15 protein-coding genes and 1 pseudogene are annotated in these 13,427 nt (G+C 66.8%); 8 read left to right on the top strand and 8 right to left on the bottom strand.

Going from position 1 to position 13,427, the window contains the following annotated elements; all coding sequences use genetic code 11:
* Nucleotides 1–40: 40 nt before the first annotated feature.
* Nucleotides 41–442 (top strand): phage holin family protein, encoded by a 402-nt coding sequence (locus ACCC97_RS18960; RefSeq protein WP_413334361.1) that lies wholly within the window; start codon nt 41–43, stop codon nt 440–442.
* 40 nt (nt 443–482) lie between these two features.
* Here the strand turns inward: ACCC97_RS18960 and ACCC97_RS18955 are convergent, their stop codons facing one another.
* The 4 genes from ACCC97_RS18955 to ACCC97_RS18940 are packed head-to-tail and all read right to left on the bottom strand — an operon-like array spanning nt 483 to nt 5,126.
* The gene (locus ACCC97_RS18955) at nt 483–1,595 is read right to left on the bottom strand and encodes a substrate-binding domain-containing protein (protein WP_007836015.1); all 1,113 of its coding nucleotides are present in this window, start codon (nt 1,593–1,595) and stop codon (nt 483–485) included.
* A complete protein-coding gene (locus ACCC97_RS18950; RefSeq protein WP_413334360.1) occupies nt 1,592–2,689 on the bottom strand; it encodes an ABC transporter permease in 1,098 nt (365 codons plus the stop codon). The genes ACCC97_RS18955 and ACCC97_RS18950 overlap by 4 nt, the downstream gene beginning before the upstream one ends.
* Nucleotides 2,686–4,206 (bottom strand): sugar ABC transporter ATP-binding protein, encoded by a 1,521-nt coding sequence (locus ACCC97_RS18945; protein WP_413334358.1) that lies wholly within the window; start codon nt 4,204–4,206, stop codon nt 2,686–2,688. Before ACCC97_RS18945 ends, ACCC97_RS18950 begins: the two co-directional genes overlap by 4 nt.
* A complete protein-coding gene (locus ACCC97_RS18940; protein WP_413334356.1) occupies nt 4,203–5,126 on the bottom strand; it encodes an SMP-30/gluconolactonase/LRE family protein in 924 nt (307 codons plus the stop codon). The genes ACCC97_RS18945 and ACCC97_RS18940 overlap by 4 nt, the downstream gene beginning before the upstream one ends.
* Nucleotides 5,127–5,400: 274 nt before the next feature.
* Here ACCC97_RS18940 and ACCC97_RS18935 point away from each other — a divergent pair, with 274 nt between their 5' ends.
* Both ACCC97_RS18935 and ACCC97_RS18930 read left to right on the top strand, forming a co-directional pair.
* Entirely contained in the window at nt 5,401–6,411 is a 1,011-nt protein-coding gene (locus ACCC97_RS18935; RefSeq protein WP_413334376.1) for a LacI family DNA-binding transcriptional regulator, read from the top strand.
* A gap of 191 nt (nt 6,412–6,602) precedes the next feature.
* Nucleotides 6,603–6,845 (top strand): tannase/feruloyl esterase family alpha/beta hydrolase, encoded by a 243-nt coding sequence (locus tag ACCC97_RS18930; RefSeq protein WP_413334354.1) that lies wholly within the window; start codon nt 6,603–6,605, stop codon nt 6,843–6,845.
* 10 nt (nt 6,846–6,855) lie between these two features.
* Here ACCC97_RS18930 and ACCC97_RS18925 read toward each other — a convergent pair.
* Nucleotides 6,856–6,984: pseudogene (locus ACCC97_RS18925) on the bottom strand (LysR family transcriptional regulator); the annotation flags it as partial.
* 57 nt (nt 6,985–7,041) lie between these two features.
* Here ACCC97_RS18925 and ACCC97_RS18920 point away from each other — a divergent pair.
* On the top strand, nt 7,042–7,206 hold the full coding sequence (locus tag ACCC97_RS18920; RefSeq protein ID WP_413315679.1) for a hypothetical protein: 165 nt from the start codon (nt 7,042–7,044) through the stop codon (nt 7,204–7,206).
* Between the two features lie 206 nt (nt 7,207–7,412).
* Here the strand turns inward: ACCC97_RS18920 and ACCC97_RS18915 are convergent, their stop codons facing one another.
* Nucleotides 7,413–8,054, bottom strand: coding sequence for a TetR/AcrR family transcriptional regulator (locus ACCC97_RS18915; protein WP_237726130.1), 642 nt, complete (start codon nt 8,052–8,054; stop codon nt 7,413–7,415).
* 99 nt (nt 8,055–8,153) lie between these two features.
* Here ACCC97_RS18915 and ACCC97_RS18910 point away from each other — a divergent pair, with 99 nt between their 5' ends.
* On the top strand, nt 8,154–8,570 hold the full coding sequence (locus ACCC97_RS18910; protein ID WP_413334353.1) for a 4-oxalocrotonate tautomerase: 417 nt from the start codon (nt 8,154–8,156) through the stop codon (nt 8,568–8,570).
* Nucleotides 8,571–8,650: 80 nt separating this feature from the next.
* Complete coding sequence (locus ACCC97_RS18905; RefSeq protein WP_042673837.1) at nt 8,651–9,046, top strand: VOC family protein; 396 nt, start codon at nt 8,651–8,653, stop codon at nt 9,044–9,046.
* 256 nt (nt 9,047–9,302) lie between these two features.
* Here the strand turns inward: ACCC97_RS18905 and ACCC97_RS18900 are convergent, their stop codons facing one another.
* Both ACCC97_RS18900 and ACCC97_RS18895 read right to left on the bottom strand, forming a co-directional pair.
* Nucleotides 9,303–9,959: a dihydrofolate reductase family protein gene (locus ACCC97_RS18900; RefSeq protein ID WP_413315682.1), complete on the bottom strand. Its 657-nt coding sequence runs from the start codon at nt 9,957–9,959 to the stop codon at nt 9,303–9,305.
* Between the two features lie 194 nt (nt 9,960–10,153).
* On the bottom strand, nt 10,154–11,158 hold the full coding sequence (locus tag ACCC97_RS18895; RefSeq protein WP_413334351.1) for an AraC family transcriptional regulator: 1,005 nt from the start codon (nt 11,156–11,158) through the stop codon (nt 10,154–10,156).
* Between the two features lie 194 nt (nt 11,159–11,352).
* On the opposite strand from ACCC97_RS18895, the gene ACCC97_RS18890 reads away from it, so the two are divergent.
* Nucleotides 11,353–12,144: an SDR family oxidoreductase gene (locus ACCC97_RS18890; protein ID WP_413334350.1), complete on the top strand. Its 792-nt coding sequence runs from the start codon at nt 11,353–11,355 to the stop codon at nt 12,142–12,144.
* 34 nt (nt 12,145–12,178) lie between these two features.
* Nucleotides 12,179–13,417, top strand: a complete 1,239-nt coding sequence (locus ACCC97_RS18885) for a styrene monooxygenase/indole monooxygenase family protein (RefSeq protein WP_007836034.1) — start codon at nt 12,179–12,181, stop codon at nt 13,415–13,417.
* Nucleotides 13,418–13,427 lie beyond the last annotated feature (10 nt).

Here is a 13,427-nt window from a genome sequence, read left to right as displayed (position 1 = left end):
CCCCGGCTAACATGGCATCTGCTTGTGCAACCCGAACCCCATGCTGAACAACCTGACCCCCTTCCTCATCCACTGGGCCATCACCGCCCTCTCTCTGTGGGTGGCCAGCCACCTCTTTCGCGGGCTCAAGTTCGACAGCACCGGCGCGCTGGTGGTCTCGGCGCTGCTGCTGGGCCTGGCCAACGCGATCGTCAAGCCGCTGCTGATCGTGCTCACGCTGCCGCTGACGCTGGTGACCTTCGGGCTCTTCCTGCTGGTCATCAACGCGCTGATGATCCTGCTGGTGGCCGCGCTGGTGAAAGGCTTCCGGGTGTCGGGCTTCTGGACCGCGCTGTTCGCGAGCATCTTCATCTCGCTGCTGAGCATCTTCATCGGCTCGTTCGTCACGGGCAGCGACCCGACCGAGAAGGTGCAGATGCCGCAGAGCGGCAACTGGCTCTGAGCGCCTTCGCGCTCAGGCGGAAGACATCGAGCGACGCGCCCTACTTGCCCCACACGGCCTTGTACTTGTCGCGATACCCGTTGTCCGGATCGAACACATTCTTCGGCCCGCCGTCCTTGCCCACGTTGCCCACGGTCACGAGGTGCACCCTGGGCACGTAGCCCGACCACTTCTCCTTGGCGAAGGCGCGGTTGAGTTCGTCGACGATCTGCCAGCCCTGCATGTTCAGCGGCTCGGGCACGGTGCCGGCCTGGAAGCGCTGCGTGCGGATGCGCTGGTACGCGGCCTCGGAGCCGTCGCCGGCCGACACCGCCTTTGGGTTGCCGTCGCCCTTCTTGCCGGCCGCCGTGAGCGACGGGCCCATGAAGTCGAAGTACAGGTCGTTGATGGCCAGTGAGTGCGTCCACTTGTCGCCGAAGCGCTGCAGCAGCGAGGTGGTGAGCTGCGGCATGCGGGTGGAGCTTTCGGCGATCGGGCTGTCCTCGAAGCTCAGCACGGTGCAGCCGCCGCACTTCTTGATGACGGCCTCCATGGCGCGCGCCTTGTAGAGCGCAATCGCGTACTGCGAGTCGGTGAAGATCACCACGCCGGCCTTGCCGTTCGAATCGGCCACCACCCACGAGGCGGCGACGTCGGCCACGTCGTCGGTCACCGTGGTCACGTTGGCGAAGAGGCCCGCCTTCTCGTTGGGGCCAGGCTGCTCGCCCGAGTGCCAGCCGACCAGCGGAATGCCCGACTTGGCCGCGCCCGAGAACGCGGCCTTCTGCTCGGTGGTGTCGAAGCCGCCGACCACGATGCCGGCCGGCTTCACGGCCAACGCCTGGTTGAGCGCGGCGGTGCGGCCGCTCACAGTGCCCTGCCCGTCGATGACGCGCACCGTCCAGCCGATGGCGCGTGCCGCTTCTTCCACACCCTTGCTGACACCGACGATGCCGCCGTTCTTCATGTCGCCCGCGACGAAGACGATGGTCTTGCCGGCGGCGGCCTTCGGGCCGGCGGTGGGGCCGTCCCATTTCTCCTTGGTCATGGTCGCGACCTCGACCTTCTGTTTCGCCGCTGCGAGAAAGTCATCGGCCATCGCCTTGTGCGCCAGCGTGGCGGCGCACAGGGCCAGCACGGCGGCGGCCGCGCGTGCGTGAACACTCTTCTTCATGCTTTGTCTCCGGTGGTTGTGATGGGAACGGACTGCACGTGGTCGAGCTGGCGCTCGGCGATGCGCCGCTTGATCGAGCGGTTACGCCGCTGCTGCGCCCAGCCCGCGATGCCGATGGACACCAGCAGCGTCAGGCCGTTGAACAGCGGCTCCACATAGAAGGCGCCGCCGAACTGCTGGATGCCCGAGATGCCGATGGCAAGAATGGCCACGCCGACCAGCGTGCCCCACACGTTCACGCGGCCGGGCCGGATGGTGGTGGAGCCGAGGAAGGCGCCGACCAGCGCCGGCAGCAGGAATTCGAGCCCCACGCTCGCCTGCCCGATCTGCAGCCGCGATGCGAGCAGCACGCCCGCGAAGCCCGACAGCAGCCCCGACGCGACGAACGCGCCCATCACATGCCTGCGCACCGAAATGCCGTTGAGCTGCGCCGCCTTCGGGTTCGCGCCGATCACGTACAGCGCGCGGCCCAGCGGCGTGAATTCGGTGACCACCCACAGCGTGAGGCTCACCGCGAGCACGTAGAACGCGCCCACCGGCAGCCCCAGCAGGCTGCCACCCGCGATGCCGACGAAACCATCGGGCAGTTCGCCCACCACCTGCCGACCGCCGCTGTGCCACATGGCCACCGCGTAGATCACGGTGCCGGTGCCCAGCGTGGCGATGAACGAATCGATCTGCGCGAGCTCGACCAAGAGCCCGTTGAGCACGCCGAACAGCGCAGCGCACAGCAGCACGACGAGCACCGCCGCCGGCCACGGCAGGCCGAGCTGCGTCTGCAGGCTGATCGCGAGGATGTGCCACAGCACGATGCCGTAGCCCACCGTGAGATCGATCTTGCCGGTGATCATCGGGATGGTCGCGGCCAGCGCCAGCAGCGCGATCACCGACTTGTCGGCCAGGATCGCGCGCAGGTTGAACAGTGTCGGGAAGGTGTCGGGCAGCAGCAGCGAGAACAGCAGCGCCAGCGCCACCATCAGCACCACCAGCCCGTAGACCGGCATCGCGCGGCCGATGCCCTGCGCGAGGGAGATGGTTTCGCCGTCGAGGGACTTGTCGGGCTCCAGCGCCGTGGACTTGATCGAACTGCTCATGCTGATATTTCCTCGCGCGTTGCCGCGCCTGCTGCCAATGCCAGGAGTCTTTCAACCGTGATCGCCTCGCCCGCGAGTTCGGCGGCGATCAGGCCGTCGCGGAACACGAGCACGCGCGTGCACACGGTCGCGATTTCCTCGAAGTCGGTGGAGACGACGATCAGCGCCGTGCCGGCCTCGGCGCGCTCGCGCAGCACGCCGTAGATCTGCCGCTTGGCGCCGACGTCCACGCCGGCGGTGGGCTCCTCGAGCACCACAAGCGGCTTGTCGAGATGGAACCAGCGCGCCAGCACCACCTTCTGCTGGTTGCCGCCGGAGAGCTGCTGCACTTCGGCCGAAGGCGCGGGTGGGTTGATGTCGAAGCGCTGGATGAGCGAGAGCGCGTGGCCGTTCTCGCGGCGCGGGCGGTCGAAGGCCAGGCCGCGGTCGCCGTGCAGCGCCGCGTTGGGGAAGAGGTTCTCGAGCACGGTCATCGAGCCGGCGAGGTTTTCCTCGAGGCGTTCACCCGCGACGTAGGCCACGCCCGCTCGAATCGCGTCGGCCGGGCAAGTGAAATCGCATGCATTGCCGAGCAGCTGCATGCGGCCGGCCGACAACGGCTCGCGGCCGAAGATCGCGCGGCTGATGGCCTCGTGGCCCGCACCGCGCAGGCCGACGAGGCCCAGCACCTCGCCGCGGTGCACCGCCAAGCTCAGCGGGCCGGCGTTGCCGCTGGCCGCACCGTCGAGCTGCAGCACGGGCTCGCGCCGCGCCGGGGCCTTCGCCTTCTGCACCGAAGCCGACAGCGCCTTGCCCACGATGAGCCCGACGAGCTCGCCTTCGTTCGTCTGCGTCGTGGTCTTCACGGCCACCAGCTTGCCGTCGCGCATCACGGCCGCGCGATCGGAAATGGCCATCACCTCGTCGAGCCGGTGCGACACGTACAGCATCGCCATGCCCTGGCGGCGCAGTTCGCGCAGCACGCCGAACATGCGCTCCACGTCGCTCATCGGCAGACTGGCCGAGGGCTCGTCGAGCACCAGCAGCCGCGCCTTTACTTCGAGCGCGCGGCCGATGGCGAGCAGCGATTTCTCGGCGCGCGTAAGAGAGAACACGCGGCGGCCGGGGTCGATGTCGCAGCCCACGCGCGCCATCACGCGGCGCGCCGTGTCGTTCGCGGCCTTCCAGTCGATGAGGCCGAAGCGGCGCGGGTAGCCGGTGCCCAGGCCCACGTTCTCGGCGACCGTCATCCATTCAACGAGGCCGAGGTCCTGGTGGATGAAGGCCACGGGCTGCTCGCGCCGGTCGCTGCGCCGCCAGTCGGCCTGTGGCTTGCCGTCGAAAAGAATCTCGCCCTGGTCGGCGAGATGGATGCCGGCGAGCAGCTTGATGAGCGTCGACTTGCCCGCGCCGTTCTCGCCGAGCAGCGCGAGGATTTCTCCGGCGCGCACGTCGAGCGTGACGCTGTCGACGGCCTGCGTGCCGCCGAAGCGCTTGCTGATCGACTGGAACTGCAGCAGTGGAGAAGCGGTGCTCATGCGCCGGCCGCCCCGCGGGTGTTCAGGCGGATGCGGTAGAGCGAGGTCGAGGCGCACACGTACAGCTCGTTGCCGTCGCTGCCGCCAAAGGTCAGGTTGCCCACCTTCTCCGGCACCGCGATGCGCGCCACGCGCGTGCCGTCGGGGTGGTAGACCTGCACGCTGTCGGCGCTGCTCGTGTAGACGAAGCCGTGCACGTCGACGCGAAAGCCGTCCGCGAGCCCCGGCTCCACGACCGCGAACACGCGCGGGTTGCCGAGGTCCTGCCCGCCGATCACGTCGAAGGCGACGATGTGGTGGTGCCCCGAACCGTCGGTGCGCAACGCGGCCGACGTGTCGCTCACGTAGAGCAGGCTTTCGTCGGGCGAGAAGGCCAGGCCGTTGGGCTCCTCGACGAAGTCGCTCACCGAGCGCAGCGCGCCGCTCGCGGGATCGAAGCGGAACACGTGGTTGCGGCCCAACTCGCTTTGTGCCTTGTGCCCTTCATGGTCGGACACGATGCCGTACGGCGGATCGGTGAACCAGATGCTGCCGTCGCGCTTCACGACGATGTCGTTGGGCGAGTTGAGGCGGCGGCCCTGGTAGCGGTCGACCACGACCTCGTCGTCCAGAGGCAGCAGCCCCGAGCCGAAGCGCGTGCGCACGATGGCACGCCGGCCGTGCGAGCAGTGCAGCAGGGAGCCATCGGCTTCGCGCGTGTGGCCGTTGGTGAACTCCACGCCCTCGCGCCACACGCTCATGCCGGCCTCGGCATGCCAGCGCAGCATGCGGTTGTTGGGGATGTCGCTCCACAGCACCGCACTGTCTTCGCGCATCCACACCGGGCCTTCGCTCCAGGCAGCGCCGGTGCACAGGCATTCGAGCGGGCCGGCATCGCGGGCGACGGAGGCAAAACGGGAGTCGAAGACTTCGATGGTCATGGCCACAGCGCTGGTCCCTGAAGTTGGGGTTCGCAGTGTGCACTCGAAAAGATACCGGTAACCTAGGTCTTTCCCGTACACCTATTGCGCCATCTTTCATTCTTATGGAATCGCAATTCGCTGTATTCTTTATGCATCGAACTCGGCGAATCAAAGGTTATCGGTATCAGATACCGTGTCGCATATCCTCGAACCCGCATTTCCGAGAGAGAGAAAGAAGAAGCCCTTGCCCTCAAACAAAGCCACCACCGCCCCCCTCGCCCGTCCTGCGACGATGGCCGACGTGGCCGCGCGCGTCGGCGTATCGAAGATGACGGTGTCGCGCGCGCTCAACCGGGGCGCGAGCAGCGACCGCGTGACCTCCGAGGCGCTGCGCCAGCGCATCCTGCAGGCCTGCGAGGAAATGGGCTACGTCATCGACCAGACGGCGCGCACCTTCTCCAGCAAGCGCTCGGGCTTCATCGCGGTGCTGATCCCCTCGCTCAACAACTCCAACTTTTCGGAAACCGCGCAGGGCATCACCGCGGCCGTCGAAGCGCGCGGCCTCCAGGTGCTGCTGGGCTACACCGACTACCGCGTGGAAACCGAAGAGCGCCTGCTGCGCGCCATGCTCGCGCGCCGGCCAGAGGGCGTGATCCTCACGGGCGGCTCGCACACGCCCGCCGCACGCGCGATGCTGCAGGCCGCCGGTGTGCCAGTGGTCGAGACCTGGGACCTGCCCGCCACGCCCATCGAGCACACGGTCGGCTTCTCGAACGCAGAGGCCGCGGCCTCGATGGTGCGGCATCTGCACGGCAAAGGCTACCGGCGCATCGCCTTCATCGGCGGCACCTCGAACCGCGACACGCGCGGCGCCGACCGCCAGCGCGGCTATGCGCAGGCGATCCGCGAACTGGGTCTGCCCGACGGCCACGTCATCAGCTTCGGCCAGCCGCCCATTTCGATGGCGCAAGGCGGCGAGGCGGTGGCGCAGCTGATCCGGCAATGGCCCGACGTGGATGCGGTGATCTGCGTGTCCGACCTCTCGGCCTTCGGCGCGCTGATGGAATGCCAGCGCCGCGGCTGGGACGTGCCGGGCCGCATCGCGATCGCGGGCTTCGGCGACTTCGAGGTGGCACGCGCCTGCCACCCGCGCATCACCACCGTGGCAGTGGATTGCGTGGGTATCGGCAAGGCGGCCGGAGAGCTGCTGCTGCGCGTGATCGACGGCACGCGCGAAGGGCATCGGCCGCCTGCGGAGACGGTGCTGATTCCGTTCCACATCGAGCAGCGGGAGAGTTCGTAGGCCCATGCCGGATTGGCTTTCGCTTCAACATGCCTACGACGATGCGGCCGATGTGCCGGCCCTGCTCACGCCACGGCTTCCACTTGCGCCCGCCCGCGTAGCGTTGAGTTTGGAAGAATGAGCGCCTGATCGGGGCAGCTCGGGCGCGGGCTGGCTGCCCCCGCTTTCCTGCGGGCGCACGGCGGAGCACGGTGAGGCAGCTACCATCGCCGAAAAATCAGGAGACGCTGCTGATCTGCATCGACCTGCTGGCCGCCATGGATGCCTGGGTCGAGAGGGGCACGGCGCCCGACCAGCTGGTCGCCACCCAGTCGGCGGCAGACGGCACCACCGCCATCGCCAGGCGCCCGGTCCGCGAGTTTCCGAAGTTCCCGCGCTACAACGGCACGGGCGACCCGAACAAGGCCGAGAGCTTTACCTGCTCTGCAACCTGAGGCCGGTCTTCTAGCCGTTCAGTACGAGAGACCCCTCCGGATACTGCCCGCACATGAATTCGACAAACGCGCGAACCTTCGGCGCGGGAAGTCGTCGCGATGTATGCAGGACCCAGAGCGCGACCTCCACGCCCGAAATCGAGAGCCTCGACATTCCGGCGACCATCCTTCGCCCCGCCTACTTCATGCGGCCTCGATGGCGCCGTCCTGGCTTGCCTACGACATGCGCTTGATGATGGCGGGGATTCAGAAGTTCGGCATGCATGGCGCGGACGGCGCAGCGGATCGCCTGCAGGCCATGCTCGGTCGTCCTCTGCGCAAATACACCGACTTCGTCAAGCAGGCCATTGCCGCGTCGTAGCCCGGCTTCGACCCGGTCGGAAACCTGTGGGGCATCGAAGAAGGCCAGACGAAAAGAACAGGAAGGTGGCGAACATGTTTCATGGTGGATGAGGCTCCGCAAGCGACTCTCAAAAAAACGATCAAGCCTTGCATCATGGTCCGGCCATGAGGCGACGTTCGATGCCTCCCGTCAGTTCGCCAGGAAGCGGACCTTACAGATCACACTCAGCTGGGCTTTGACCGACTCTTTCCGCCTGACGCGCCGAGCAATGCGTGCTCCGTCCCTGCAGCGATCTGGTCCGCGAAGGCGCCGTTCCCAACGGCACGCGCGAGCGTGACAGCGCCCGCCAGCGAAGAGAGCGCGGCGCATGCGGCTCCGATATCCCGTGGCGCACTGGGTGAGGCGGGGCCATCGACGATCGCCTGTGCAACGTCGCGCAAAGCCTTCTCAAACGTTGTACGGGAGGCTTCGTCCGATCGTGCCACTTCCGCCGGCATCGTCTGCAGCGTGCAGCTCTCTGACAGGTCACAGGTGCGCTTCGCGCTGAGGTAGAAGCGCACAAACTCCGCCCACCAAGCGCGTCCGTGCTTTTCTTGAAAGTACAGCACGCCACCTCGCAATTCGGCCATGCCTTGTGCGACCGACTCTCGGAATGCGTCAGCCTTTGAGTCGAAATGAACGTAGAAGGCACCCGATGTCAGGCCTGCTTCCTTCGCCAGGCCGTCCACCCCGATCCCGCCGAATCCAGCTTTGCGAAACCCGCGACCTGCGCCCTCCAGGATGCGCTGCCGCGTCTGCACCTTCTGTTCGGACCTTGACACGAGGAGCTCCTTCGACATGTGAAGTCGACGATTGTAGTTGTTCAAAACACGATCGTTATGTATTATCGAATAACGGTCGTTACTTGAAATGCCCTGCAGATCGCAGCGTGTGAGTCGACACCGTTCCTTCCACTTGGAGTACCCATGCCACTTACGCTCACCCTCACCGAAGGCGTTCTCCCCAAAGGCCAGGAGAAAGTCGCGTTCAGCCGCCTGTCCGATGCCATGCTCAAGTGGCACGGCCTGACAGGAAACAAGGCGTTGACGCCCAACATCGTTGGCTCGATTCACGTCTTGCCGAAGGAGCACACGTACTCCGGATCAAAGGAGGCCTCCGTGGCCTTCGTCGAATGGAAGGTTCCATCCTTCGCGTTCGCCAGTCGGGATGTGCAAGTCGGCTACATCGAAGAAGCCACGAGCATCATTCATGAGCTGTCTGGCGCGCACCACCCGAAGGAGCGCATATGGGTCAACGTGGTGCACGCGGTGGACGGGGCCTGGGGCATTGCCGGGATGGCCCTCACCAATGCGCAGCTCGGCGAAGGGGCCGCTTCGTCCTGACACATCCGCGGGGCAGCAACACGGTCTCCCGGAGCGGTGCGGACCTTGTCGTAGCCCCGTGCACATCCAACTACGCCATCATGCAACTCTCGAACTATCTGTTCTTCACCACAACCTGCGATCAGGCTCTGTCTTTCTATACGCAATGCGGTCTAGGCTGTGTCGTCGAGGTGCTTCGCTACGGAGTCGATGGCATGCCCGTGAAGAACGAAGCCATGCGCGGCAAGGTCATGCACGCGAAGTTTGAGGGGCCAGGCCTGCTCTTCTATGCCTCAGACAACGAAGACGCTGAGCCGATGCGGGGCTCCGCGCACTTGCTCGCGATGGACGACCGAGATTCCACGGACAAGCTCTTCCTGGCTCTGGGTGCCGGCGGGACAATCACGACCCCTTTGGGCATCCAGTCCTGGGGCGACTACTACGGCAAATTGACCGATCGTTTCGGTGTTCAGTGGATGTTGAATTGCGCTGAGTGAGATCGTTGGCAGCGCACCTGTCGAGCACGGCCTTCTTGGTCAAGGTCTCCTTCGGAGCAAGCCGACGATCGGCAACGGCCCCAGTCGCCGGCAACCCTTCGGCTGCAGCCGGCGCAATGTGATCCGAACCCGTCATTCACTGTGGGCGGACTGGCGGCACATTTCGCTCCAAAATAATTGCCGCGTTCGGCCAGGAGCGGGCGTTCGGCAGATGACGTGACAAGATCCTGTCGACATTTAAGCCGCGGCTCCCACATCAAGGCGCGCTGCGGCGCAGGAACACATGCGTGGCTCGCTCGCCTGCCACCTGCCGTTCGCAGCGGTAGCCCAGCGCCGGCAGGTCCAGGCCTGCGAACAGCGCCTCGCCCTTACCCAGCAGCACTGGCCGTACGGCCAGGTGCAGTTCGTCGATCAGCCCGGCCTTCAAGTATTCGCGCACGGTGGCCACGCCGCCGCCCACGCGTACGTCGCGCGCACCCGCGGCGGCTTGCGCCAGCGCCAGCGCCTCATGGATGCCGCCAGTGACGAAGTGGAAGGTGGTTCCGCCCTGCAGCGTCAATGGCGCGCGGGCATGGTGGGTCAGCACGAAGACCGGCACGTGGTATGGGGGCTCGTCGCCCCACCAGCCTTTCCAGCTCTCGTCGGGCCAAGGACCGCGCACCGGCCCGAACATGTTGCGCCCGAGGATCCATGCACCTATTTCGGCGAAGCCTTGTTCGGCGATCTCGTTGTCGATGCCGATCTCGCCGTTGGCCTCGCCCGTCTTGTGCATCTGCTGCCAGACGCGCGTAGGAAAGAACCAGTCCATGAGTTCGGGACCGCGAACGCCAAGCGGGTTCTCCAGGCTCTGGTCCGGGCCGGCCGCGAAGCCGTCGAGCGAAACGCCGAAGCTGCGCACGAGCAATCGGGTCATGGAGCGTCTCCCAAAAAAACAGCCGCAGTTTAGCGCCGGCGGCGCCCAACGGGGGCAACAAGGCTGGTGGCAAAGTTCGCGAAGGAGAACGCGGCAGTGGAAATGACTGCAACGCTCGCTTCTCATCTTCGGCTGAGTCGCAGGAACGTTCTACCGGAACAGCCGCCCTTGAGCGCGCGCCCCGCAGAACTCTCTCAGCGCCCCACCGCTCCGCGCGCCAGAGTCTCCGACGGCCGCTCCCCAAAGCGTGCACGGTACTGCGCAGCGAAATGGCCCAGGTGCAGAAAGCCGTATTTCTCCGCGGCTTCACGTACGCCGCCGCCATTGCTTGCCGCCGACACGAGCAGCTCGGCCCGCACCCTGTCGAGCCTGAGCTCCCGCAGGAATTCCATCGGCCCCTGGTCCGCGTGCTGGCGAAACGCCAGCTGCAGCGCACGCGCGCTGCAACCGACTTCGCTGCATATGTCGGCCAGCGACAAGGGCTGATCGGCATGCGCCGCCATGAAATCCTGCGCCCTTCGCACGGCGCGCGGCAGCAGGCTGCGTTGCGCATCGCTGGCCAGGGCGCGCGAGTGATTGTGGCCGGCCGACATCAGCAGGCTGGACATCAGGTATTCCTCGGCGTGCTCTGCAAGGCGGCTGCCGGCCTGTAGCGCATTGCCGCTGGCTTCGAGCGTGAGCCGCAGGTAGTCGATGAAGTGCACCAGCGGCGCGAGCGCCGGGTTGTCGAGCGGCACGCCGAGGTCGAACACCAGCGCCTGCCGCACGGGCGCCTGCAGCATCGACTCGAGCCGCGACAGCAGCGCCGCCCGGGCCAGCCGCACGATCAGGTGCGGGCTGTCGTCGGCCCAGCGCATGGAGAGCGGCTCGGTCGGCGACGGCAGCGAGGCAAGGCTGGGCGTGGCGTCGATCCGCTGCGCACCGCAGCGGATTTCGGCGCCGCCGCGCAACGGAATCTGCAACAGGAAGAAATCCTGCAGATAGCCCGGCTCGATCTGCACGCCCGGGCCGTACTGCACGTAGTTGAGGCTCACGTCACGGTGCAGGCGCGCGCTGTGGTGGCAGGCGTCGAGCTCGGTGCGGGGCCGCAGCATGGTCAGGCCGTGCGGGCAGAACACGCGGGCCACGCTTTCGCGCGCCTCGTCCATGTCGTGGCTCTCGAACAATCGATAACGCTGCAGCGGCAGCCGGGGGGTCATGGCAGCGGTTTCCATGGGGCCAGGCCACCCTAGCAAAAAGCATCCCAGCCCACAATTCGGATCGCCCCTCGGCAAAAACATGCGCGCCAGGGACAGGGCCTGCGCTTGCGGGATGCGCCGGCGCCCCCTCGCCTCCTAAGGTACGACCCACGGGCCAACCCGGCCCGGTCGATCCACCAAGGAGAGCAAGCGTCATGTTCAAGGGACTCGAAGGCAGGAGCGCCATCGTTACCGGCGGCTCCACATTGATAGGGGCCGGCGTGGTGCGTGCACTGCACGCGGCCGGCGTGAAGGTCGTGATCGCGGACATCGACGCCGGCAACGGGCAGGCTCTGGCCGATTCGCTCGGCACCGGCGCGTGCTTCGTACACACCGACATCACCGACGACGCCCAGGTGGCGGCGTGCGTTGCACAGGCGGTGGAGCGGCACGGCGGCGTGCACTTCCTGATCAATCTCGCGTGCTCGTACTTGGACGACGGCTTCAAGTCGCCGCGCGCCGACTGGCTCACATCGTTCAACGTGAATGTGGCGAGCGCGGTGGCGATGCTGCAGGCGGTGCATCCGCACATGGCCGCGGCAGGCGGCGGCGCGGTGGTCAATTTCACGAGCATCTCGTCGCGCGTGGCGCAGACGGGGCGATGGCTCTACCCGGTCAGCAAGGCCGCGATGGCGCAGCTCACGCGCAACATGGCGATGGACCTTGCGCCCGACCGCATTCGCGTGAACAGCGTGTCGCCGGGCTGGACGTGGTCGGCCGTGATGGACCGGCTCAGCGGTGGCGACCGGGCCAAGACCAATCGCGTGGCCGCGCCCTATCACCTGCTGGGGCGCGTCGGCGATCCGGATGAGGTGGCGCAGGTGGTGCTGTTCCTGTGCTCGGACCACGCGAGCTTCGTGACCGGCGCCGACTACGCAGTGGACGGCGGCTACGCCGCCATGGGCCCGGAGCAGGCCGTGCCCGCCATTCCCAGGTTGATGGACTGACCGGCAAGCAAGCAAACAGACAAGGAGCAAGGCAATGAAGCGAATCGCAATCGTCGGCGCGGGCCAGTCGGGCCTGCAACTGGGGCTCGGCCTGCTGGGCGCGGGCTACGAGGTCACGATGTTCAGCAACCGCACGGGCGACGACATACGCAGCGGCAAGGTGATGTCGAGCCAGTGCATGTTCCACACCTCGCTGCAGATCGAGCGCGACCTGGGGCTGGACCATTGGGCGAAGGAATGCCCCACGGTGGACGGCATCGGCCTGGCCGTGCCGCATCCGGAGCAGAAGGGAGCCAAGGCCATCGACTGGGCGGCCCGGCTGAATTCGAGCGCGCAGTCGGTCGACCAGCGCGTGAAGATCCCGGCGTGGATGGCGGAGTTCCAGCGCAAGGGCGGCGAACTGGTCTTCAAGGACGCGGGCATCGACGAGCTCGAGACCTGCGCGCAAAGCCACGACCTCACGCTGGTGGCGAGCGGCAAGGGCGACATCTCGAAGCTGTTCGAGCGCGACGCCCACAAGTCGCCCTACGACAAGCCGCAGCGCGCGCTGGCGCTGACCTACGTGAAGGGCATGGCGCCGCGCGAGCCATTCTCGGCCGTCTGCTTCAACCTGATTCCCGGCGTCGGCGAGTACTTCGTGTTCCCTGCGCTGACCACCACGGGGCCCTGCGAGATCATGGTGTTCGAGGGCGTGCCCGGCGGGCCGATGGACTGCTGGGCGGACGTGAAGACGCCGCAGGAGCACCTCGCGCGCAGCAAGTGGATCGTCGACACCTTCACGCCGTGGGAGGCCGCGCGCTGCAGTGACATCGAGCTGACCGACGACAACGGCATCCTCGCAGGCCGCTTCGCGCCCACCGTGCGCAAGCCGGTGGCCACCCTGCCGTCGGGGCGCAAGGTACTGGGCCTGGCCGACGTGGTGGTGCTCAACGACCCGATCACCGGCCAGGGCTCGAACAACGCGGCCAAGTGCGCCGACTCTTACCTGAAGAGCATCCTCGCGCGCGGCGACGGTCCCGGCGATGCGGCGTGGATGCAGCAGACCTTCGACCGCTACTGGTTCGGCTACTCGCAATGGGTCACGCAGTGGACCAACATGCTGCTTGCGCCGCCACCGCCCCACGTGCTCAAGCTGCTCGGCAGCGCCGGTGCGATGCCGCCGCTGGCCAGCGCGATCGCCAACGGCTTCGACGATCCACGCACCTTCTTCCCGTGGTTCGCGGACCCGGTGGAGGCGGACCGCTACATCGAGACCTGGGCGGCCGCCGCCTGACGCGGGTACA

Origin of the sequence: Variovorax sp. Varisp85, assembly GCF_047304045.1 — a bacterium.
GTDB lineage: Bacteria > Pseudomonadota > Gammaproteobacteria > Burkholderiales > Burkholderiaceae_C > Variovorax.
The sequence above is the reverse complement of the archived record's forward strand: the minus strand, read 5'-3'. Positions and strand labels throughout refer to the sequence as shown.

What these genes read in the sequence shown, in the direction of transcription:
- ACCC97_RS18960 (WP_413334361.1), top strand. Translation starts at nt 41, where the DNA reads ATGCTGAACAACCTGACCCCCTTCCTCATCCACTGGGCCATCACCGCC.
- ACCC97_RS18955 (WP_007836015.1), bottom strand. Translation starts at nt 1,595, where the DNA reads ATGAAGAAGAGTGTTCACGCACGCGCGGCCGCCGCCGTGCTGGCCCTG.
- ACCC97_RS18950 (WP_413334360.1), bottom strand. Translation starts at nt 2,689, where the DNA reads ATGAGCAGTTCGATCAAGTCCACGGCGCTGGAGCCCGACAAGTCCCTC.
- ACCC97_RS18945 (WP_413334358.1), bottom strand. Translation starts at nt 4,206, where the DNA reads ATGAGCACCGCTTCTCCACTGCTGCAGTTCCAGTCGATCAGCAAGCGC.
- ACCC97_RS18940 (WP_413334356.1), bottom strand. Translation starts at nt 5,126, where the DNA reads ATGACCATCGAAGTCTTCGACTCCCGTTTTGCCTCCGTCGCCCGCGAT.
- ACCC97_RS18935 (WP_413334376.1), top strand. Translation starts at nt 5,401, where the DNA reads ATGGCCGACGTGGCCGCGCGCGTCGGCGTATCGAAGATGACGGTGTCG.
- ACCC97_RS18920 (WP_413315679.1), top strand. Translation starts at nt 7,042, where the DNA reads ATGGCGCCGTCCTGGCTTGCCTACGACATGCGCTTGATGATGGCGGGG.
- ACCC97_RS18910 (WP_413334353.1), top strand. Translation starts at nt 8,154, where the DNA reads ATGCCACTTACGCTCACCCTCACCGAAGGCGTTCTCCCCAAAGGCCAG.
- ACCC97_RS18905 (WP_042673837.1), top strand. Translation starts at nt 8,651, where the DNA reads ATGCAACTCTCGAACTATCTGTTCTTCACCACAACCTGCGATCAGGCT.
- ACCC97_RS18900 (WP_413315682.1), bottom strand. Translation starts at nt 9,959, where the DNA reads ATGACCCGATTGCTCGTGCGCAGCTTCGGCGTTTCGCTCGACGGCTTC.
- ACCC97_RS18895 (WP_413334351.1), bottom strand. Translation starts at nt 11,158, where the DNA reads ATGACCCCCCGGCTGCCGCTGCAGCGTTATCGATTGTTCGAGAGCCAC.
- ACCC97_RS18890 (WP_413334350.1), top strand. Translation starts at nt 11,353, where the DNA reads ATGTTCAAGGGACTCGAAGGCAGGAGCGCCATCGTTACCGGCGGCTCC.
- ACCC97_RS18885 (WP_007836034.1), top strand. Translation starts at nt 12,179, where the DNA reads ATGAAGCGAATCGCAATCGTCGGCGCGGGCCAGTCGGGCCTGCAACTG.